20 protein-coding genes are annotated in these 21,009 nt (G+C 71.6%); 5 read left to right on the forward strand and 15 right to left on the reverse strand.

All coding sequences use genetic code 11. The annotated features are described in order from the left end of the window. Window positions 1-22: 22 nt before the first annotated feature. The 5 genes from ACGF2V_RS08390 to ACGF2V_RS08410 form a co-directional block, all read right to left on the reverse strand. On the reverse strand, window positions 23-523 hold the full coding sequence (locus tag ACGF2V_RS08390; RefSeq protein WP_073789562.1) for a hypothetical protein: 501 nt from the start codon (window positions 521-523) through the stop codon (window positions 23-25). Between the two features lie 555 nt (window positions 524-1,078). Further along, window positions 1,079-2,245, reverse strand: coding sequence for a thiolase domain-containing protein (locus ACGF2V_RS08395; protein ID WP_362704712.1), 1,167 nt, complete (start codon window positions 2,243-2,245; stop codon window positions 1,079-1,081). Next, window positions 2,235-3,290, reverse strand: coding sequence for a thiolase domain-containing protein (locus tag ACGF2V_RS08400; protein ID WP_362627532.1), 1,056 nt, complete (start codon window positions 3,288-3,290; stop codon window positions 2,235-2,237). Before ACGF2V_RS08400 ends, ACGF2V_RS08395 begins: the two co-directional genes overlap by 11 nt. After that, window positions 3,291-4,241: an OB-fold domain-containing protein gene (locus ACGF2V_RS08405; protein ID WP_362627535.1), complete on the reverse strand. Its 951-nt coding sequence runs from the start codon at window positions 4,239-4,241 to the stop codon at window positions 3,291-3,293. It abuts the gene before it with no gap. Window positions 4,242-4,268: 27 nt separating this feature from the next. Further along, window positions 4,269-5,066, reverse strand: coding sequence for a crotonase/enoyl-CoA hydratase family protein (locus tag ACGF2V_RS08410; RefSeq protein ID WP_362627537.1), 798 nt, complete (start codon window positions 5,064-5,066; stop codon window positions 4,269-4,271). Window positions 5,067-5,231: 165 nt separating this feature from the next. Here ACGF2V_RS08410 and ACGF2V_RS08415 point away from each other — a divergent pair, with 165 nt between their 5' ends. The 3 genes from ACGF2V_RS08415 to ACGF2V_RS08425 all read left to right on the forward strand — a co-directional run bounded on the left by ACGF2V_RS08415 (window position 5,232) and on the right by ACGF2V_RS08425 (window position 9,344). Further along, on the forward strand, window positions 5,232-6,860 hold the full coding sequence (locus ACGF2V_RS08415) for an acyl-CoA synthetase (RefSeq protein ID WP_362704715.1): 1,629 nt from the start codon (window positions 5,232-5,234) through the stop codon (window positions 6,858-6,860). Between the two features lie 292 nt (window positions 6,861-7,152). After that, window positions 7,153-8,220, forward strand: coding sequence for a right-handed parallel beta-helix repeat-containing protein (locus ACGF2V_RS08420; protein ID WP_362627543.1), 1,068 nt, complete (start codon window positions 7,153-7,155; stop codon window positions 8,218-8,220). Window positions 8,221-8,255: 35 nt separating this feature from the next. Then, window positions 8,256-9,344 (forward strand): methyltransferase, encoded by a 1,089-nt coding sequence (locus tag ACGF2V_RS08425; RefSeq protein WP_362627546.1) that lies wholly within the window; start codon window positions 8,256-8,258, stop codon window positions 9,342-9,344. A gap of 88 nt (window positions 9,345-9,432) precedes the next feature. Here the strand turns inward: ACGF2V_RS08425 and ACGF2V_RS08430 are convergent, their stop codons facing one another. The 7 genes from ACGF2V_RS08430 to ACGF2V_RS08460 all read right to left on the reverse strand — a co-directional run bounded on the left by ACGF2V_RS08430 (window position 9,433) and on the right by ACGF2V_RS08460 (window position 14,744). Beyond that, the gene (locus ACGF2V_RS08430; RefSeq protein WP_362627549.1) at window positions 9,433-9,768 is read right to left on the reverse strand and encodes a TcmI family type II polyketide cyclase; all 336 of its coding nucleotides are present in this window, start codon (window positions 9,766-9,768) and stop codon (window positions 9,433-9,435) included. A gap of 77 nt (window positions 9,769-9,845) precedes the next feature. Continuing rightward, on the reverse strand, window positions 9,846-10,325 hold the full coding sequence (locus ACGF2V_RS08435; RefSeq protein ID WP_362704718.1) for an SRPBCC family protein: 480 nt from the start codon (window positions 10,323-10,325) through the stop codon (window positions 9,846-9,848). Window position 10,326: 1 nt separating this feature from the next. Next, a complete protein-coding gene (locus ACGF2V_RS08440; RefSeq protein WP_362627555.1) occupies window positions 10,327-10,584 on the reverse strand; it encodes an acyl carrier protein in 258 nt (85 codons plus the stop codon). 15 nt (window positions 10,585-10,599) lie between these two features. After that, window positions 10,600-11,850 carry a beta-ketoacyl synthase N-terminal-like domain-containing protein gene (locus ACGF2V_RS08445; protein ID WP_362627558.1) on the reverse strand — a complete coding sequence of 417 codons (1,251 nt, stop codon included), beginning with the start codon at window positions 11,848-11,850 and terminating at the stop codon, window positions 10,600-10,602. Beyond that, on the reverse strand, window positions 11,847-13,115 hold the full coding sequence (locus ACGF2V_RS08450) for a beta-ketoacyl-[acyl-carrier-protein] synthase family protein (protein ID WP_362627561.1): 1,269 nt from the start codon (window positions 13,113-13,115) through the stop codon (window positions 11,847-11,849). Before ACGF2V_RS08450 ends, ACGF2V_RS08445 begins: the two co-directional genes overlap by 4 nt. Continuing rightward, on the reverse strand, window positions 13,112-13,546 hold the full coding sequence (locus ACGF2V_RS08455) for a cupin domain-containing protein (RefSeq protein ID WP_362704721.1): 435 nt from the start codon (window positions 13,544-13,546) through the stop codon (window positions 13,112-13,114). Before ACGF2V_RS08455 ends, ACGF2V_RS08450 begins: the two co-directional genes overlap by 4 nt. Before the next feature lie 76 nt (window positions 13,547-13,622). After that, window positions 13,623-14,744 carry a SchA/CurD-like domain-containing protein gene (locus ACGF2V_RS08460; RefSeq protein WP_362627567.1) on the reverse strand — a complete coding sequence of 374 codons (1,122 nt, stop codon included), beginning with the start codon at window positions 14,742-14,744 and terminating at the stop codon, window positions 13,623-13,625. A gap of 288 nt (window positions 14,745-15,032) precedes the next feature. Between ACGF2V_RS08460 and ACGF2V_RS08465 the strand changes: the two genes are divergently transcribed. Next, window positions 15,033-16,661, forward strand: a complete 1,629-nt coding sequence (locus tag ACGF2V_RS08465) for an FAD-dependent monooxygenase (protein WP_362627601.1) — start codon at window positions 15,033-15,035, stop codon at window positions 16,659-16,661. 187 nt (window positions 16,662-16,848) lie between these two features. Beyond that, window positions 16,849-18,138: a phenylacetate--CoA ligase PaaK gene (gene paaK, locus ACGF2V_RS08470; protein ID WP_362627569.1), complete on the forward strand. Its 1,290-nt coding sequence runs from the start codon at window positions 16,849-16,851 to the stop codon at window positions 18,136-18,138. A 58-nt stretch (window positions 18,139-18,196) separates the two neighbouring features. On the opposite strand, the gene ACGF2V_RS08475 is transcribed toward paaK, so the two are convergent. The 3 genes from ACGF2V_RS08475 to ACGF2V_RS08485 form a co-directional block, all read right to left on the reverse strand. Then, a complete protein-coding gene (locus tag ACGF2V_RS08475; RefSeq protein WP_362704723.1) occupies window positions 18,197-19,696 on the reverse strand; it encodes an acyl-CoA synthetase in 1,500 nt (499 codons plus the stop codon). Between the two features lie 84 nt (window positions 19,697-19,780). After that, entirely contained in the window at window positions 19,781-20,302 is a 522-nt protein-coding gene (locus ACGF2V_RS08480) for an MFS transporter (protein ID WP_362704725.1), read from the reverse strand. Between the two features lie 131 nt (window positions 20,303-20,433). Next, the gene (locus ACGF2V_RS08485; RefSeq protein ID WP_362627578.1) at window positions 20,434-20,937 is read right to left on the reverse strand and encodes a DUF3592 domain-containing protein; all 504 of its coding nucleotides are present in this window, start codon (window positions 20,935-20,937) and stop codon (window positions 20,434-20,436) included. Window positions 20,938-21,009 lie beyond the last annotated feature (72 nt).

A 21,009-nucleotide genomic window follows, 5' to 3' on the forward strand; every position in this document is an offset into this window, starting at 1 on the left:
CGCGCGGTTGCGAAGGGACGTTTCAGCCCTGCTGGAACAGCTCGGCGGGCAGCGGCTTCAAGAGCGTGTACAGGTCGTCGGTGATCGGCCGGTCCCAGCTGGCGATGGTGACGAGCACACCGTCGCTGCGGTCGAACTGGACGCAGGAGATACGGCTCTCGGAGAGCTTGATCCGGCGGACGATGAGCAGGTTGTCGCCCTGCATCACCGGCATGTCCTCGGTGCCGGTGACCTCGACCGGTTCGTCGTTCTCCAGCGCGAGCAGCAGCTGGGCGACCTCGAACGGGACCTGGCCCTCCTCGGTCTCGCGGGCGGGTGAGCCCTCCGGGAGGTTGCCGATGATCATCGCGGGGCCGCGGCCGCCGAACAGGTCGTAGCGCAGGAAGACACCCTGACAGCTCCCGTCCGGGGCGGGCAGCAGACCCGCGCCGAGGTTTCCGGGCCAGTCCCCCGGGTCCATGGCCAGGACGTCGAAGTCGGGGCCCGCGGGTGTGGCGGCGCTGCGGCGGCGGAGGAAGGACATGCGGACATGGTACGTGTCCGGGCTCACGTCGCGGCGCCGGGGCCGCGCGGGGCGGGGCGTGCGTCCGGGTCCGCCGCGGCCCGCGGGCCGCGGCGTTTCCGCGGTGGGCGTGCCCCCGGTCCGGTCTCCGGGGCGGCCGTGGTGTCGGCGGTGACGGCCGGGCCGGTCCTGCTCGGGGTGGGTGCACGGCCGGGCCGGTCCTGCGCGGGTGGGTGTCGGCGCCGCGTGCCGCATGTGCTCACCGACGTGCCGCGCCTGTCCGGGGCCGGGGACGGTGACCGGGAGGTCGCCGGGGCATCGACGACCACGGTTCGGCCGAACCCGCGGACGCGTTCGCTCTGCGGCCTGCGGCCTGCGGTCTCCGGTCTGCGGTCTGCGGTCTGCGGTCTGCGGTCTGCGGTCTGCGGTCTGCGGAGTGGTCGCCGACGCCTCCGCTTCGCCGATCCGGCCCCCACGGCGGATGCCGCGCGCCACCTGTTCGCCGTGTTCCCGGTCCCGGGGAGGTGACGCGCGGGGGCCCGGGCCCGGCCCTGCCCAGGTCCGGACGGCGCGCGGTCAGCTGCTGGGGGGTTCGGCTCCGACCAGCCACATGGAGAAGAACTGCGATCCGCCGCCGTAGGCGTGACCGAGTGCCGTGCGTGCCCCTTCGACCTGGTGCTCGCCCGCCCGTCCGCGTACCTGCAGCGCGGCCTCGGCGAAGCGGATCATGCCGGAGGCGCCGATGGGATTGGTGGAGAGCACTCCGCCCGAGGGGTTCACCGGGAGGTCGCCGTCGAGTTCGGTGACCCCGGACTCGGTGAGCTTCCATCCCTCGCCCTCCTCCGCGAAGCCGAGGTTCTCCAGCCACATGGGCTCGTACCAGGAGAACGGCACGTACAGCTCCACGGCGTCGATCTGCCGTCGCGGGTCGTCGATCCCCGCCTGCCGGTACACGTCGGCGGCGCAGTCCCGGCCCGCGCGCGGCGAGACGAAGTCCTTGCCGGCGAAGAGCGTCGGTTCACTGCGCATCGCGCCGCCGTGCACCCAGGCGGGCGGGTGCGGCGAACGGTCCGCTCCGGCTCGGTCGGTGAGGATCATCGCGCAGGCGCCGTCGGAGGACGGGCAGGTCTCCGAGTAGCGGATCGGGTCCCAGAGCATCGGCGCGGACCGGACCTTCTCCAGGGTGATGTCCGGGTCGTGGATGTGTGCGTACGGGTTCTTCAGCGCGTTGCGGCGGTCCTTGTACGCGACGAGTGAGCCGATCGTGTCGGGCGCGCCGGTGCGGCGCATGTAGGCCCGCACGTGCGGGGCGAAGAAGCCGCCCGCGCCTGCGAGCAGCGGCTGCTGGAACGGGACGGGCAGCGAGAGTCCCCACATGGCGTTGGACTCGGACTGCTTCTCGAAGGCGAGGGTGAGGACGGTGCGGTGCACCCGCGCGGCGACCAGGTCGGCTGCGACGAGCGCGGTGGAGCCGCCGACGGATCCCGCCGTGTGCACCCGCAGCATCGGCTTGCCGACCGCGCCGAGGGCGTCCGCGAGGTAGAGCTCCGGCATCATCAGGCCCTCGAAGAAGTCGGGGGCCTTGCCGATGACGACGGCGTCGATGTCGGGCCAGGACAGCCCGGCGTCCTCCAGGGCGCGGACGGCGGCCTCGCGGACGAGTCCGGCGATGGAGACGTCCCGGCGTGCGGAGACGTGCTTCGTCTGGCCGATCCCGACGACGGCCACGGGCTCATCGGACATGAACGCTCTCCCCTTCGAGTACGGCGACCAGGTTCTGCTGCAGGCAGGGGCCGGAGGTGGCGTGGGCGAGCGCCCGGTCGGACTCGCCCCGGTGGATGCGCGCCGCGGCCTCGCCGAGCCGGATCAGCCCGGCGGCCATGACGGGGTTGGCGGCGAGCGCGCCGCCGGACGGGTTGACGGTGACGGTGTCGTCGAGCCGCAGCGCCTTGCGCAGGACGACTTCCTGGGAGGTGAACGGGGCGTGCAACTCGGCGGTGTCCACGGGGCGTTCGAAGACCCCGGCGTGTTCGGCGGCGAGCCGGGTGGACGGGGACTCGGTCAGTTCGCGGACGCCGAGGCCGTGTGCCTCGATGCGGTGGTCGATGCCGCGGATCCAGGCGGGGCGGGGGCACAGGGCGCGCGCGGTGTCGCCGGCGGCGAGGATCACGGCGGCCGCGCCGTCGCCGACGGGCGGGCAGTCGCCGGTGCGCAGCGGGCGTACGACGTAGTCGCCGGCCGGGACGGTGCCGGTGAGCTGGGCGTGCGGGTTGTCCGCGGCGGCGGTGCGGTTGCGGGTGGCGAGCGCGGCGAGCGCCTCCTCGTCGGTGTCGCCGGCGTCGATCAGGGCCTGGGCCTGGAGGGCGGCGAGCGCGACGGAGTCGGGCCAGAGCGGGGCGGCGTAGTACGGGTCGAGCTGGCGGGTGAGGACGTCGCGCACGGAACCGGGCGAGGACTTGCCGTAGGAGTAGACGAGCGCGGTGTCGGCCCGGCCGGTCCGGATCTTCACCCATGCCTCGTACAGCGCCCAGGCGCCGTCCATCTCCACGTGGGACTCGGGGACCGGCGGGTAGGCGCCGACTCCGTCGAGCGCCATGGTGAAGGAGAAGGCGCGGCCCGCCAGGTAGTCGCTGGAGCCGGAACAGATGAAACCGAGGTCGCCGGTCCTCAGCCCGGTCTCGTCGAGGACCCGGTGGAGCACGGGCATCAGCATCTCGGCCTCGGAGAGTTCGTCGGTGCGGCGCAGATGGTCGGTCTGCGCGAAGGCGACGATCGCGACGTCTCGCATCTACAGCAGCTCCTTGTACGTCTCGTAGTCGGCGTCCGGCTCTCCGGTCGGCCGGTAGTGGTCGGGGTGGCGCGCTCCCTCGGTCCAGACGGGCTCGACCCGCAGGCCCATGCGCACCTGGTCGTAGGGGATGCCGCCGATCCGCGCGTGCAGTGCCAGGTCCGCGCCGTCGAGTGCGATGTGCGCGTAGACGTAGGGGACCTCGATGCCGAGGTTCGCCGTATGAGCGGCCTTGATGTTGACGACGCAGTACGTGGTCACGGTGCCGCGCGGGCCGACCTCGACCTGTTCCGCGGTGGCGACACCACAGGTGGGGCAGGCACCGCGGGGCGGTACGTACACCTTGTCGCAGGACGGGCAGCGTTCGCCGATGATGCGGCGTTCGGCGAGCGCTTCGAGGTAGCCGCCCTGGGCGCGGCCCGGGGTGTACCGGTAGTCGAGACGGGCCGGGGTGACGATCCCGGTGACGGGGTCGGCGAACTCGCCGCTGTGCGGGGCAGGTCGGCCGGGTTCCCCCTCGTACGGCTCGAAGCAGGCGATGTCCGTGATGGCGCCGGTGCGTTCGGCGGCCCAGCGGATCCGTACCCGCATGCCGGTGCGGACGGCCTCGGGGCCGGAGGCGTCCAGGGCGTGCAGGAGCGCGGTGTCGGCGCCGTCGAGACGTACGAGCACCCAGGCGAAAGGGGTGGCGAGGGGCTGGCGCGGGCGCGGGTGCGGGTTCCACGCCCAGGTGGTGACGGTGCCGGTGGCGGCGACCTCGGTGAGTTCGCGGAGCTCGCGCGCCGTGACCGGGTCGTACTCGACGGGCGGGACGAGGATCCTTCCGCCCTCGGTCCGCACGCCGAGGACGGTGCGTTCGCGCAGTCCGGTGAGGAAGGCGCTCTGGACCGGGCCGAGGGAGCGGGTGAAGGGGAATTCGACCACCAGGGGTGCGCTGAGAACGTCGGACACGGTTGCCTCCTCGGCTCGGGAGCGGGCTCAGGAACGCCGGTAGACGGGCGGGCGCTTCTCGGCGAAGGCGCGTGCGCCCTCCTTGGCGTCGTCGGTGGCGAAGACCGGCCGGCCGCGTTTCAGCTCGGCGGCCAGGCCCTCGGTCTCGGTCAGTTCGGCGCACTCGTACACGGACGCCTTGACGGCCTCGACGGCGAGCGGTCCGCAGGCGTTGATCCGCTCGCCGACCGCGAGGGCCTCCTCCAGGGCGGTGCCGTCGGGCACGACCCTGCCGATGAGCCCGATGGCCGCGGCCTCCTCGGCGCTGTACGGACGTGCGGTGAGGAGCATTTCGAGCGCGTGGGTGCGGGGGATCTGGCGCGGCAGCCGCACCGTCGAGCCGCCGATGGGGAAGAGGCCGCGCCGGACCTCGAAGAGGCCGAAGGTGGCGCCCGCCCCGGCGATCCGGATGTCGGTGCCCTGGAGGATCTCGGTGCCGCCGGCCACGCACGGGCCCTCGACGGCGGCGATCACCGGTTTGCGGGGCCGGTGGTGGCGCAGCATCGCCTTCCAGTGCAGGTCCGGGTCGGCGGCCATCCGGTCGCGGTACTGCTCGCCCTCCATCCCCTTGCCCGCCAGTGCCTTGAGGTCCATTCCCGCGCAGAAGCAGCCGCCGGCGCCGGTGAGGACGATCGAGCGGACGGTGTCGTCCTCGTCCGCGGCGAGCCAGCCGTCGTACAGCCCGACCAGCATCGACAGCGACAGGGCGTTCTTCGCCCCGGGCCTGTTCAGGGTGAGCACCATCGTGGCGCCCTCGCGCCGCACGGTGAGGTGTTCCGTACTCATCGTCTGCCTCCCGTCTCACGTCCCGGAACAGGTTGCAGGAGGCGAGGAGCCAGTTCAATAGTTTTCTGACAGTCAGTCAGATTTCCTGGGCGACGCCCTTCCCACTTGTGCGTCCCGGCGCTCTAATGACGGCGTGTCCGTCAGCAGCCGGGGTCAGGAGGAGCGGTGGAGTACAACCTTGCCGACCTGTTCGAGTCGGTCGTCGACGTGGTCCCGGAACGCGAGGCGCTCGTCTACGTCGACCATCCCGGCACGGGTGCGGAGCGGCGGCTGACATACGCGCAGCTGGACGCCGCCGCCAACCGCATCGCCCACCATCTGCTGGACGCGGGGATGGCCGTCGGGGAGCACGTGGGACTGCACCTCTACAACGGGGTCGAGTACCTCCAGACACTGCTGGCGTGCCTCAAGGCCCGTCTCGTACCGGTCAATGTCAACTACCGTTACGTGGAAGAGGAGTTGGCCTACCTCTACCGTGACGCCGATCTGGCGGCACTGGTCTTCGACGCCGAGTTCGACGACCGGGTCCGGGCCGCCGCCCCGAAGGCCCCGACCCTGCGCCGCCTGCTCCGGGTGGGCGCACCGGTCGAGGGAGTCCACGGCCCGGACGCGGTGGCGTTCGAGGACGCCGAGGCGGGCGGGAGCCCCGGGCGCGGGTTCGCGCCGCGGTCCGCCGACGACCAGTTCATCATCTACACCGGTGGCACCACCGGCATGCCCAAGGGCGTGATGTGGCGTCAGGAGGACCTCTTCTTCTCGGGCCTCGGCGGTGGCGCGCCGACCGGCGAGCCGGTGAGGTCCCCGGACGAACTGGCGCGGCGGGTGGCCGCGGGCGGGGACGGCATCACGTTCTTCCCCACTCCCCCGCTGATGCACGGCACGTCGACGCTCACCGCGTTCATCGCCTTCGACTTCGGCCAACGGGTGGTGATCCACCGCAAGTTCGTGCCGCATGAGGTGCTCCGGACGATCGAGAAGGAGAAGGTCACCAGCGTCTCCCTGGTGGGTGACGCGATGCTGCGGCCGCTGATCGACGCGCTCAGGGGCCCGCTGAGGGGTACGGACTGCTCATCCTTGTTCTCCGTCTCCAGCTCGGGTGCGATCATGTCGGACTCGGTGCGCGCCGAGTTCCAGGAACTGGTGCCGACGGCGATGCTGCTGAACAATTTCGGCTCGTCGGAGTCCGGCTTCAATGGCACGGCGACGTCCGACTCGGGCCCGGAGAAGGGCTTCCGTCTCCAGGTCAACTCCCGTACGGCGGTGGTGGATCCGGTGACGTACGAGCCGGTGGCGCCCGGTGAGCCGGGGCGGCTGGCCCAGTGCGGCCATGTGCCGCTCGGTTACTACAACGATCCGCGCAAGACGGCGGAGACGTTCTTCCGGCGAGACGGCCGGCGCTGGGTGCTGCTCGGCGACATGGCGACCGTGGGCGAGGACGGCATCGTCACGGTCCTGGGCCGGGGTTCGCAGTGCATCAACACCGGCGGCGAGAAGGTCTATCCGGAGGAGGTCGAGCAGGCGCTGAAGGCCCACCCGGACGTGTACGACGCACTGGTCGCCGGTGTGCCGGACGAGCGGTGGGGCAACCATGTCGCGGCGGTGGTGCAATTGCGCGAGGGAGCCCCGGAGCCCTCGCTCGACGACGTCCAGGCACACTGCCGGACACGGCTGGCCGGCTACAAGATCCCCCGGCGGCTGGTGATCACCCGGCAGATCCAGCGCTCCCCCAGCGGCAAGGCCGACTACCGGTGGGCGCGCGCGGTCGCCGCGTCCCCGCGCGGCGCCGGGAACTGAGACGCCGTACCGGGGCGCGCCCCGCGCCGCGTCCGCGCCGGGTCCCCGAGGGTCCTGCGCGCCACCCGGACGGACCTGGCCCGCCACGCCCGGAAAGCACTCGAACGGCCCCGCCGCGAACCGCCCGGCGCTCGCACACCGCTCCCGCACGCGCACGCGCCCAGGAGCCCGGGCATCGGGCCGCCGGCCCGATGCCGTGGGGTGTCCCGCGTCCTGAGCCATTGCGGCTACGCCCGTACCCGACCGCTCACTCTGTGTGGCATAGGGGGGAAATCACCCATAGCTTCGGCACATGAGGAAACGACATTTCAAGAGCTTCGTCCCCGTCGTGGTCGTCTCCGCCGCCGGGCTCGGCACGGCGGTTCCGTCCGCGTCGGCCACGAGCCCGCATGTGGTGCGGCCCGGCCAGTCGATCCAGAAGGCGGTGGACGCCGCCCGGCCCGGCGACACCGTCGTCGTCCAGCCCGGCACGTACCGCGAGACCGTCCTGATCACCAAGCCCGGGCTCACCCTGCGCGGCTCCGGCGAGCGGACCGTCATCCGGCCGGCGGCCGGGAAGCCGCCGGCCACGGACGCCTGCACGAAGGCCGGCAGCGGGATCTGCGTCCTGGGACGGTCCGGCGCGACCGTCGACGGCGTGACCATCGACTCGCTGTCCGTCTCCGGCTTCCCGAAGAACGGCGTATGGGCCTCCTGGACGGACAGGCTCTCCGTACGACGCGTGCTCTCCGAACAAAACGGTGTCTGGGGCATCGCCCAGGAGCGGTCCACACGCGGGAGGTTCACGGGCAACACCGCGCGCGCCAACGGGGACGCGGGCATCTTCGTCGCCAACACCGTCACCGAGGAGGGCGGCGCCACCGACACCCGGGGCACCGAGCTCCAGGGCAACACGCTGAGGGACAACCGGATCGGCTTCACCGCCCGACGCGTCAGGAACCTGTCGGTCCACGACAACACCTTCACCGCCAACTGCAGCGGTGTGTTCGTGGTCGGCGACGAGGGCAAGCCGCAGGCCGGGGCGATGACGGTCCACTCCAACCGGATCATCGGCAACAACAAGTACTGCGCGAAGACGGAACGGCTGCCCGCCATCCAGGGCTCCGGCATCGTACTCACCGGCGCGGCGGACACCCGGGTCCGCTCGAACACGATCAGCGACAACACGGGCGCCACGCCGATGTCCGGCGGCGTCGTGCTGTTCAGGAGCTTCGTGGACACGAAGAACAACGACAACACCGTCAGCGGCAACGTCGCGCTCGGCAACAAGCCCGCCGACCTCGTCAACGGAGACACCGGCAAGGGCAACACCTTCGTATCCAACGTCTGCACGAAGTCCACACCGGCCGGGATGTGCTGACCGGCGCACCCCCGCACGAGGAGAAGCGAAACGGCATGACCACTGTGAGTCCCACTCCCGCCCCCACTCCTGCCCCGACCACCGCCCACGCCGCCGTACCCCACCCGGGCGCAACCCCTCAGCCCGCCATGCAGTTGCGCGAGATCGTCTTCGGGGCGGCGCGCGCCGCCGCCGTGCGCGCCGCGGTCCGGCTGGGCGTCGCCGACGCGCTGGGCGAGACGCCCGCCGACGTGCGGGAGCTCGCGACGCTGGTGGGCGCCGAGCCCGTGCCGCTGCGCCGGCTCCTGCGCGCCCTGTCCTGCTACGGGATCTTCGCCGAGACCCCGGACGGCCTCTTCACCCACACGGAGACGTCCCGACTGCTGCGCGAGGACGATCCGAACAGCCTGCGCCACATCTCCCTGTGGTGCACCGAGCCCTGGACCTGGGACGTCTGGCCGCACCTCGACGACGCGGTGCGCACCGGCCGCAGCGTCTTCCAGGACGTGCACGGCAAGGGGTTCTTCGACTACCTCCACCAGGACGCCCACGAGTCGGCCCAGGTCTTCAACCGCGCCATGACCACCTCCAGCGTGCAGTCCGCGCTGGACGTGGCCGAACTCCTCGACCTCACCGGCGTGTCCTCGGTCGCCGACATCGGCGGTGGCCAGGGACATGTGCTGGCGAGCCTGCTGGAGAAGCACCCGTCGCTGCGCGGCACGCTCATGGACCTGCCGGGCGTGGTGGCACGGGCCGACGCCCGGCTGCGGGACGAGGGGCCGCTCACCGACCGGACCCGCATCGTGGCCGGGGACTGCCGCGAGGCCATCCCCGTCGACGCCGACCTCTACATCATCAAGAACATCCTGGAGTGGGACGACGACAGCACGCGCCGCACCCTGCGCAACGTCATCCGCGCGGCCCGTCCGGGCGCCCGCGTCGTCGTCATCGAGAATCTGGTCGACGACAGCCCCTCCATGCGGTTCACCACCGCGATGGACCTGTTGCTGCTCCTCAACGTCGGCGGCGCGAAGCACACCAGGGAGAGCATGGTCGGCCGGATCTCGGACGCGGGCCTGGTGATCGACAGGATCGTGCCGGTCAACCCCTACCTGGACGCCTTCGAATGCGTGGTCCCCGACTGAGTCCGGGACCCCGCGTACGGCGCAGTGCCCCGGGGCCGTCCGGAGGGACGGGCCCGGGGCACTGCGCCGTACGCGCTCCGGACAGCCTTTACGCGGGGGCGGCTCCCCGCTCCCACCGGTAGAACTCCCGGGCCATGGCGTCCTTGGGGCTGCGCCAGGTCTCGGGGTCGTACGCGCTCACGTACGCGCCGAGGCGCTCGCTGACGGCCTTGAACTCCGGGTGCTGCGTCACCTTGGCGATCTCGGGGCCCGGTGGGCGATCCGACTCGATGAGGTGCAGATAGACGTCGCCGAACTGGAAGAGCTTGCGCCGGGTGACGCCGACGAGGTGCGGCAGTTCGGTGCTGTCGGAAGCGGCGAACACCCGGGCGATGTCGGGCGCCGAGCCCGGTGCCATCCGGGCGACGATCAGGGCGTGGTGCATCGTTGCGTGCCTTTCTCGATCCCGGCCCGGCATCCGGTCGTGACCGGATGCCGGGCCGTGGGAGGGGTACGGGGGGGTCAGCCGGCCGACACCGGGGCGGTGCGGCGTTCCCGGGCACGCTGTTCGATCTTGTCCCGGATGAGCCCCATCTGGACCTTGGAGTTGCGGTTGATGTTGTCGGTCATCCACGCGTCGTCGACCGGGGCGTCGGGCCGCATGGCGAAGTCCTGGGACCAGTGCATCCGAGTGCCCCCGGAAACCTCGGAGTACTCCCAGCGGATGTCCATGTGCTGGAAGGGGCCCGGCTCGACACGGCGCGCGCGGACGGTGCGACCGGCGCGGTCGACGGTCCGCTCGGAGACCCAGCTCCAGACCTTGTCGTTCTCGTCGGGATGCATGGTGAGCCGGAACTTCGTCCGGTCGCCGTCCCGTTCGATGATCTCGACGGAGGCGTACTCGCTGAACAGGCTCGGCCAGTTCTCCAGGTCGTTCGTCATGTCCCACACCAGATCCAGGGGGGCGGCGATGGTGATCTCGTTCTCGGTGTGTCCGGGCACGTCAGGCTCCTTGCATGAGGCTGTTGTTGACGAGGTCGAGGAATTCACGGGGGGTCTTGCAGCGGTCGGCGTCGGTCGGCAGCGCCCGTCCGTGCCGGTTCTCCAGCACGCCCACGATGCCCAGGAGGCCGAGCGAGTCGAGGCCGAACTCGTCGAAGGCGGTCTGGGGGCTCTGCTCCATCTGGCGCGGGTCCACGGTGAGTCCGGCGCCCTTCTTCATCAGGGACGCGAGTTCCGTGTAGGTCAGTCGGTCGGTCATCAGGACTTCTCCTTTTCACGATGGGGTGTCGGTGGAGCCCCGCAGCACCATGGCCGCGTTCGAGCCCATGAGCCCGCGGCTGAGTACCAGCGCCGTCCGCAGTGCGGCGGGGCGGGCGCTGCCGGTGACGACGTCGAGGTCGTGACACACCTCGTAGACGTTCGGTGTGGGCGGTATCAGGGCGTTCTCCATGGAGAGCACGGCTGCGGCCGCGTCCAGCACCGGGGCCCCGCAGTAGGCCCGCCCGATACCGGTCTTGGGCGCCGTCACCGGTACCTGCCGGCCGTGCGCGCCCAGCGCGTCGGCGATCGCGAGCGCCTCGGCGCGGTCGGCGGCCGGTACGCCGAGGGCGTCCGCGAAGACGACGTCGATCTCGTCCGGTGCGCAGTCGGCCTCCCGCAGCGCGCCGATGATCGCCTGGGCGAGGCCCTCCCGGGACTCCTCCCAACGGCCCGCCCCGGTGAACGTGGCGGCGTGTCCGGCGACTTCGGCCCGGACCCGGGCGCCGCGCCGGCGCGCCGACTGTTCCTCCTCGACCACCAGCATGGCGCCGCCCTCGGCCGGCACGAAGCCGCAGGCGTCCGAGGTGAACGGCAGGTAGGCGCGGGTGGGTTCGTCGCGGGTGCTCAGGTCGTCGTACCCGAGCTGGCACACCACCGAGTAGGGCGCCAGCGGTGCCTCGGCCGCGCCCACCACCACCGCCTCGGCGCCGCCGCGGATCGAACGGGCGGCGTGGGCCAGCGCGTCCAGTCCGCCCGCCTCGTCGCTGGCCACGACCCCGCACGGGCCCTTGAATCCGCCCCGGATGGAGATCTGGCCGGTGCTGGCGGCGTAGAACCAGGCGATGGACTGGTACGGGCCCACATAGGTGGAGCCCTGCCCCCACAGCCGTTGGAGCTCGCGCTGCCCGAATTCGCCGCCGCCGGACCCGGCGGCGGTCACCACGCCGATGTCGAACGGTGAGTTCTCGTAGTCGGCGCGGCCCAGCCGGGCGTCGTCCAGGGCGACGTCCGCGGCGGCCATCGCGAAGTGCGTGAACCGGTCGGTCTGGACGACGAAGCGTTCCTCGATCAGTTCCGCCGCCTCGAAGCCCCGCACCTCGCCCGCGACCCGCAGCGGAAGGTGCTCGCACCCCTCGCGGGAAACCCGGTCGAGAACGCTGATGCCCTCCTGCGTCCGCTTCCAGAAGGCTTCGGTGCCCATTCCGCCGGGCGCGACGACGCCGATGCCGGTGACGACGGTCCGCCGGGCTCTGCGGGTTCTCATGGTGTCCTCCCACCTGTCCGGGTCAGGGCCACCGCCGACTGGAATCCGCCGAAGCCGCTGCCGACCGACAGGACGCTGCGCAGCTTCAGGGGACGTGCGGTGCGCGGCACGTAGTCGAGATCGCATTCCGGGTCCGGGCTCTCGTAGTTCGCCGTCGGCGGCACCGTCTGGTGGAGCAGGGCGAGTACGCAGGCGGCGACCTCTATGGCCCCGATCGCCCCCAGGGAGTGGCCGATCATGGATTTGATCGAACTCATCGGCACGTCGTAGGCGTGCGCGCCCAGGGCCCGCTTGACCGCCGCCGTCTCGTGCCGGTCGTTCTGCTTGGTGCCCGAGCCGTGCGCGTTGACGTAGTCGATCTGCGAGCCGTCCAGCCGGGCGTGGCCGAGTGCGCGGTTGATCGCCTCGGCCATCTCCAGTCCTTCGGCGGTCAGCCCGGTCATGTGGTACGCGTTGCCGAAGGTGGCGTATCCCGCGATCTCGCAGTACACGGTCGCGCCGCGGGCGCGGGCGTGCTCCAACTCCTCGAGGACGAGCACCGCCCCGCCCTCTCCCATGACGAAGCCGTCGCGGCGGGCGTCGAAGGGCCGGGAGGCGTGCTCCGGGTCGTCGTTGTTGGGCGAGGTGGCCTTGATCGCGTCGAAGCACGCCACCGTGATGGGGGTGATCGGCGAGTCGGAGGCCCCGGCGACGCAGACGTCCACGTGTCCTTCCTCGATGGACTGGAAGGCGTACCCGATCGCGTCGAGACCCGAGGTGCAGCCCGTGGACACGGTCTGCACCGGGCCGTGGGCGCCGATCTGCTCGGCCACCGCGGAGGCGAGGGTGCTGGGCGAGAAGGCCCGTTCGAGGTGCGGGCCGGCCGGCCGGGGGTCGACGTCCCATCGGGCACCGCCGCCGCTGACGGCGACGTAGTCGTGCTCCAGCCGGGTCGTGCCGCCGACCGCTGTGCCGAGCGACACCCCCACCCGCCAGGGGTCCACCTTCTCCGGGTCGAGACCGGCGTCGTCGAGGGCCTCCCTGGCACCCACCATGGCGAACTGGACGTAGCGGTCCGACCGGGCGATCTCGTCGGCGTCCAGGCCGTGTGCCGCCGGGTCGAAGTCGCACTCGGCGGCGATGCGGGAACGGAAGCCGGCGGGGTCGAAGAGCGTGATGCCCCTGGTGGCGGTCCGACCGTTCGCAAGGAGGTCCCAGAAGGCCGGTACGCCGACGCCGCCGGGCGCGACGACACCCACGCCGGTGACCGCCACGCGTCGGGTCATGAGGGGGCCTCCGTCCGCTCCGGCGGTGCGACGCGGTCGGCGGCCCCCGTGTGCTCGGTGTCGACGTGGCCGAGTTCGGGGCGCGGCGCGAGCGGGCCGAGATGGAAGACCATGCGCGCCTCGATGTCCCCCACGTTCCGGAACCGGTGGCGCACATGGGGAGGGATCAGCAGTCCCTGGTCGGGCCGCAGCTCGTACGGCTCGTCGTCCAGATCCACCTCCAGGAGGCCGTCGACGACGTACACGAACTCCTCGGAGTACGGGTGGTAGTGCTCACCGATGCGGTCGCCGGGCTGGACGATGGCCAGCCCCATGAAGCCGCTGGTGGCTCCCACGGCGGTCGGCGTGAGCATGGCGCGAAGGTCTCCTCCGCGCCTGCGATTGGGCTGCGTCTCACTGAGATCCACGATGCGTGGCCGGTACGTGGTCATGACTGCTTTCCTCCTGGCACATTGCGCGTTGTGTTGACGGGTTGAGCGAGAACCCCCCGGAGTGCGGTCGCGCGGTTCAGGACTCCGTGGCGCACCGGTCGGTGATCAGGGACATCTCGGCCCCCGCGAGGAAGTCCGCGATCTGCGGGTCGTCGGTGGGCACGGTGTTCGTGGCGCCGTCGAGGAGACGTCCGAGCCTGGCCACCTTGCCGGGGCCGTCGATGCCGACGGCCTGGGCGGGCTGCGCGTCGAGGGGTTCGACCGCTTCGAGGAGGCGGACGACCACGTCGTCACGCTGGAAGATGGTGCTGCTGTCGATGATGCTCGCCGGGTCGTCGGCCGCTTCCTCGTCATGGCCGGCGAGCAGCCGGGCGAGTGCCATGCCGCACCCCGGTCTGGCCTGGTAGAAGAGCGCGTGCCGGTGTACGTCGGCGGCGGCGTGGCGGCCGGCGGTCACGTGGTGGACGGTGGGCAGTGCCGCCCGGGTGAAGAACATGCGGGCGGAGTCCGGGTCGCTGAGGTCCCGGTCCTGTTCCAGGTACGGGTTGATGGCCTCCTCGACGGCCCGGACCTCGGGCTGGCGGGCGACGTGGCGCAGGGCCGCGAGGAGGTCGCCCTCGACCTCGATGGCCCGTACGACGCGGTTCCCGTGCATGAAGAGCGAGGTGCGGCGCAGTCTGGTGTCTTCGTCGACACGCGCTTTCGGGGACTCGTAATCGGCGAGGATCTTGGCGACGATGCCCTCGGTGCCGGGCTGGACGGTGAACGTGAGCGCGTGACGCACCACTCCGTCGCCCAGACGGGGCGACGCCTGGAGCTTGCCCTTGGCCGTCTCGGGCGTCAGCGCGAACGCCTTCCCGGTCTCCCGCAGGACGCTGAAGCGCAGCGAACGGGTGTCGCGCACGCAGTTGTGCAGCGGCTGGACCGTCTCCACGTGCTCTTCGCTGTTCACCCAGGCGAGGAACGGCGGGGCGCTCTCCCATTCGCTGGTGATCAGCCACTGCGAGGGGTTCTCGATGGACTGGCACAGCTCGTCGCTGATGTGGCCGGGGACGGACGCCACCTGGTTGCGCAGGTGCTCGTACGCCTCCAGGAACTGCTGCTGGGCCCCGTCGTAGAGGTCGAGCAGCAGCACGACGCGCAGTCTGGAACCGTCGAACGCGGACTGGGAGATCCGTTCCGAGAGGGTGCTGGTCATCTTTGGGTCTCCTTCGAGACGGCGTCATGGGCAGCCATCGGGCATGCGCTCGGCCGTCGGTTGGCGAGTGTGGGAGCAGGGGACTGTCCCGGTGGTCGGAGCGGGGACTCTCCCGGCGCGTGTGGGTGGTCCGCCCTCGTGACAGCGCGGATCGTCTCCGTGACCGATCGTGAAACGCTGGTCCGGGTGGCGCGAGATTTATGAACCGTTCAGGTGAGCGACCGTCCGAACCGCTCCGACAAGGGCATGGAACAAGGCAACCGAACGGCGTCCGAGCTGGAGCAACTGATGAACGAGAACGTCGACATTCGCGTACCGGTCCTCATCGTGGGCGGCTCTCTGGTGGGCCTGTCCGCCTCACTCTTCCTCGGCCGGCTCGGCATCGAGCATCTGCTGGTCGAGAAGCACCGGGCCACCTCGACGCATCCCCGCGGCCGCGGCAACAACGTGCGCACGATGGAGGTGTTCCGCACGTCCGGCACGGAGCCGGCGATCCGCGAGGCGGCATCGGTGCTCGCCGGCAACCACGGCATCCTGCAGGCCGGTTCGCTCACCGGGGACGACCAGACGTGGTTGTTCAAGGAGATCGACCCGGGTGGCGGAGTGGCTCGTTTCAGCCCGACCGGCTGGTGCCTGTGCAGTCAGAACGACCTGGAGCCCGTGCTCCTGGAGCAGGCCCTCCGGCAGGGCGGCGATCTGCGGTTCTCCACCGAGCTGCAGAGCTTCGACCAGGACGCGTCGGGAGTGGACGCGGCTCTCAAGAGCCGGGAGACCGGTGAGCACATCCGTGTGCGCGCGGACTATCTCATCGCCGCCGACGGGGCGCGCAGCCCCATCCGTGAGCAGCTGCGGATCGGACGGACGGGCCCCGGTGACCTGTTCCACAACGTCAGCATCACCTTCCGTTCGCGGCAGCTCGCCGATGTGCTGGGCGACCGGCGTTTCATCGTCTGCTATCTGACCAACCCCGCGGCGGACGGTGCGCTGCTGCCCGTGGACAACCAGAAGGACTGGGTCTTCCACGCGCCGTGGCAGCCCCAGCTCGGCGAGACGCTGGACGACTTCACCGACGAGCGGTGCGCCGCGCACATCCGCACCGCGGTCGGGGCACCGGACCTCGACATCGAGATCACCGGCAGGGCGCCCTGGCACGCGGCGGAACGCGTCGCGGAGCGGTACGGCTCCGGCAGGGTGTTCCTCGCCGGGGACTCGGCCCACGAGATGTCGCCCACCGGGGCGTTCGGCTCCAACACCGGCATCCAGGACGCGCACAACCTGGCCTGGAAGCTGGCCGCCGTGCTGCGGGGCGAGGCGGGTTCGGGTCTGCTGGACACCTACGAGGCGGAACGGCTGCCGGTGGCGCAGGCGACGAGCGCGCGGGCCTCGGCTCGTTCCAGCGAGCACAGCCACCCGGGCTACACCGCGGCCCCCGGCGTGGGCGGTGGCAGGCAGGCCGGGATGCTCACCGTGGCCCTGGGCTATCGCTATCCCCGGGGCGCCGTGCTGGGCGCCGACCCGGATCAGCCGGTCGTGCCGGAGCGGATGCGGCTGGACGGTGCGCCCGGCAGCCGCGCGCCGCACCTGTGGGTCCGCCAGGCCGGCGGGCGCAAGTCCACCCTGGATCTGTACGAGAGCACCTTCGTGCTGCTCACCGACGGTACGGACGTGGTGTGGCGGCACGCGGCCGAGCGGGTCGCCGCCCGGCTGTCGGTGCGGCTGCGGGTGTACGGCATCGGTCCGGGCGCCGATCTGGAGCCGGAGGACGGGGCCGACTGGGCGCAGGCCCACGGCACGACGTCCGAGGGCGCCGTGCTGGTGCGTCCCGACGGTTTCGTCGCCTGGCGGTCGACGGGCTCCGTCGCCGATGCCGAGGCCGTCCTCCACGACGTGCTGACCTCACTGCTGCACCGGTCCTGACGGGCCCGCCGTGTCCCCGGCCGGCCCGGCCCGCAAGCCGTGCGGGCCGGGCCGGGCGGGACGGGAACGGAGGGGCGACGCGAACGATGCGCGTCGCCCCTCTTGCCACGGAGCGGAGCATCCTGAATTACTGCTCTCGAAAGATCGACCGAATGATCGGTCGCCTGCTCGGGAGAGGGAGATCCGGATGACGTCTCTGCTGGACTCGGCGGAACGACTGGGCCGGGACGAGCTGGAGGCACTCCAGCTGGAGCGGCTACGGGCCACGCTGCGCCACGCGTACGAGAACGTCGGCCACTACCGGGCCGCGTTCGACGCGGCCGGGCTGCGGCCGGACGACTGCCGCACGCTCGCCGATCTCGCCCGTTTCCCCTTCACGACCAAGTCGGATCTGCGGGACAACTACCCCTTCGGCATGTTCGCCGTCCCCGAGGAACGAGTGCGCAGGATCCACGCGTCGAGCGGGACGACGGGCCGTCCGACCGTCGTCGGGTACACCGAGCGGGACCTGGACACCTGGGCGGACGTGGTCGCCCGCTCGATCCGGGCGGCCGGCGGGCGCCCCGGGCACAAGGTCCACGTGGCGTACGGATACGGGCTGTTCACCGGCGGCCTGGGGGCGCACTACGGGGCGGAACGGCTCGGCTGCACGGTCATCCCCGCCTCCGGTGGCATGACGGCACGTCAGGTGCAGCTGATCCAGGACTTCCGGCCCCAGATCATCATGGTGACGCCGTCGTACATGCTGACGCTCCTCGACGAGTTCGAGCGTCAGGGTGTCGATCCGCGGACGACCTCCCTGAAGGTCGGGATCTTCGGCGCCGAGCCGTGGACGGAGGGAATGCGGCGCGAGATCGAAAAGCGGTTCGCGATCGACGCGGTCGACATCTACGGGCTGTCGGAGGTCATGGGCCCCGGTGTGGCGCAGGAGTGCGTGGAGACCAAGGACGGGCTGCACATCTGGGAGGACCACTTCTATCCGGAGATCGTCGACCCGTTCACCGGGGAGGTCCTGCCGGACGGTGAGGAGGGCGAACTGGTCTTCACCTCGCTCACCAAGGAGGCCATGCCGGTGGTCCGTTACCGGACAAGGGACCTGACCCGGCTGCTGCCGGGCACGGCACGGGTGTTCCGGCGGATGGAGAAGGTGACCGGGCGCAGCGACGATCTGGTGATCCTGCGCGGTGTGAACCTCTTCCCGACCCAGATCGAGGAGATCGTGCTGCGGACGCCGGGAGTCGCACCGCACTTCCAGTTGCGGCTGACCCGCGAGGGTCGCCTGGACGTCCTGACCGTGCGGGCGGAGGCCCGCTCGGGGGCAGCCCCCGAGCAGCGGACGGCCGCCGCGGAGTCGATCGCGACCGCGGTCAAGGACGGGATCGGGGTGTCGGTGGGGGTCGAGATCGTCGATCCGGGGACGCTGGAGCGGTCGGTCGGCAAGTTTCGGCGGATCGTGGACGAACGCGGCGGGCGGTAGCGGGTCGGTGGCCCTCGGCGGGGCCGGCGCGGACCCGCCGAGGTGCCGTACCGGGCTGTCAGGCGAACCGGTCGCGCAGCTCCCGCTTGAGGATCTTCCCACTGGCGTTGCGCGGCAGTTCGTCCACGAAGAGGACCCTCTTGGGGGCTTTGAAGCGGGCGAGCCGTTCGCGGGCGTGGTCGATGAGCTCGGCTTCCGTCGCCTCGCCGCGCAGGACGATCACGGCCGTCACCGCCTCGATCCAGCGCTCGTCGGGCAGTCCGACGACGGCGGCCTCGGCGACGGCGGGATGGGTGTAGAGCGCGTCCTCGACCTGGCGGGAGGCGACGAGGACACCGCCCGAGTTGATGACGTCCTTGACCCGGTCGACGACCGTGAAGAAGCCGTCCGCGTCGCGCACGGCCAGATCGCCGGAGTGGAACCAGCCGTCGCGGAACGCCGCCGCGCTCTCCTCGGGCTTGTCCCAGTAGCCCTCGCACAACTGCGGCGAGCGGTACACGACTTCGCCGGGCGTCCCGTCGGGCACCTCCGTGCCGTCCTCGTCGACGACTCGGGCCTCGACGAACAGGACGGGCCTGCCGCAGGAGTCCATCCGGCCCTCGTGCTCGTCCGGTCCCAGGACCATGGCGAGGGGACCGATCTCGCTCTGCCCGAAGCAGTTGTGGAACGCGAGGCCGGGCAGCCGCTCGCGGAGCCGTTCCAGCACGGGTACGGGCATGATCGACGCACCGTAGTACGCCTTGCGCAGTCCGCCGAGTTCCCGGGTGGCGAACCCGGGGTGCCGGGAGAGGCCGATCCAGACGGTGGGCGGGGCGAAGAGGCTGTCCGCCCGGCCCGCCTCGACCAGGTCGAAGATCGTGTCCGCGTCGGGGGCGTCGAGGACGACGTTGCTCGCGCCGACGGCGAGGCAGGGCAGCAGGAAGACGTGCATCTGCGCGGAGTGGTAGAGCGGCAGCGAGTGCACGGGCCGGTCGGTGGCGCGCAGGTCGAGCGCCGTGATCGCGCTGACGTACTCGTGGACGAGGGCGCCGTGGGTCATCATCGCGCCCTTGGGCAGCGCGGTGGTGCCCGAGGTGTAGAGGAGCTGGACCAGGTCCCCGGCGGCCGGTTCGCGTTCCGGGGTGAAGGGGCGCGGGGCGGCGAGGGCGTCGAGGAGCGAGCCCGGTGCGTCGCGCAGCGCCCGTACGGCGAACGCGTCCGGGATCCGGTCGGCGAGGTCCGGGTCGGTGAGCACGAGGACGCTGCCGGACTGGTCCAGGATGTACGCGAGGTCGTCACCCGTGAGGTTCTGGTTGACGGGTACGTGGACCAGCCCCGCGCGGGCACAGGCGAGGAACGCGATCAGGTACACGTCGGAGTTGTGCGCGTAGCAGGCGACCCGGTCGCCCGGGCTCAGCCGGTGCTCGCCGGTGAGGACGGCCGCCGCCGTGCTCACGGCGGTGTCGAGTTCCGCGTAGGTCCAGGTCCGCTGTGCGTATGCGAGGGCCGTGCGCCCCGGGGTGCGGCGTGCGCTGCGGGCCACGACACCGTCGACTGTGCTGCTTCGTACACCTGTCATGGCGTGATCCTGTGCGGCCGGATCCCCGCGGTCAAGGGGCGGGACGGCGGGAGGAGTGGTCGCGGGGCATGGACGCAGGCGCGTTCACGTGCCGGTGGCGCGGGTGCGGGTGGCGAGGAGCGCGGCCAGGGCGCAGGGCACGAGCAGCAGCAGGAAGGCGGCGAGATATCCGACGTGACCGGCGGCCCCGGCCCCCAGGCAGACGGTGAAGAGGGCGGAGGCGGCGGCCAGCACGATGGTCTGGCCCAGGTTCTGGGTGGTCTGCATCGCGCCGCTGGCATAGCCCTGTCGCCCGGACGGGGCGTGGGACAGGGACAGCACCGTGAGGGACGGCGCCATCATGCCCATGCCGAAGGCCGCGATGATCATGGACGACGCGGCCGTGTACGGCGGCAGCGAGGAAATCGTCCCGACGGCGGCGATGGCGACGGCCACCGCCAGGATCAGCGCGCCGCTCACGACCAGCCGGTGCCGAGGCCGCTGCTCCAGCAGGCGGCCCTGCACCCAGGACGACGCGGCCCAGGTCACGGCGGCGCCGGTGAAGACCAGACCGAGCGGAGTTGCAGCACCAGGGCTGTCGGGGGGGTGCTCGGGGGCATCGGTCACGACCGCACAACGTACGGGGGCCACGCGAGCGCGTGCCACTCGTTTTCCCGGCTACCGAGCGCGCGGGAACGGCGCCGGGCCTCGCGGTCGTCGGTGGTCATTCGTGTCCGGCTGCCGCGCGGGGAACGGCGTCAGAGAACCAGGGCGAGCACGGTCGCCGTGACCGCGGCGAGCACCGCGCCCGCACCGGTGACCAGGGCCCTGAGATGAAGCATGCCGAATGACGGGGCGCGCGTCGTCGCGGCCTGCGGGTCGCGCGCGTTGTAGTACACCGTCAGGACGTCGCCCTCGGCCAACTCCACGCGCCCCCGGCGCTCCTCGAAGGCGACGGTCCGTCCGTCGGCGGTGCGGAACTCCAGGGTCGGGAGGGTGTGGACGAACGGCACTGCGTCCGCGTCCTGCCTCTCCTCGGTGCGCACCCGCGTGCACCGCGCCTCGGCCGTGAGCCCGTCCGCCCACGCGGCCCGCAGCCCGGGCCCGTGGAGCTGCCGGTCCAGCGCCCTGCCGAAGGCGACGGCCGCGCCCAGGGCGACGACGAAATACACGACGGAGATGACCACGGCTCCCCCAAAAAAGCTACCGGTCCTGTCGGGCGCCGGTGCCGCCCGCACGTCGAACTCCCGTAGGGAAGCCATGATCTCGTGTGCGTCGTCCGCTCGGCAAGGGACACGGACGGCCACCCGGCACCCGCCGCCGCCCACCGTCCG

This window comes from Streptomyces sp. NPDC047982, assembly GCF_043204165.1.
In the GTDB taxonomy this organism is placed as follows: Bacteria; Actinomycetota; Actinomycetes; order Streptomycetales; family Streptomycetaceae; genus Streptomyces.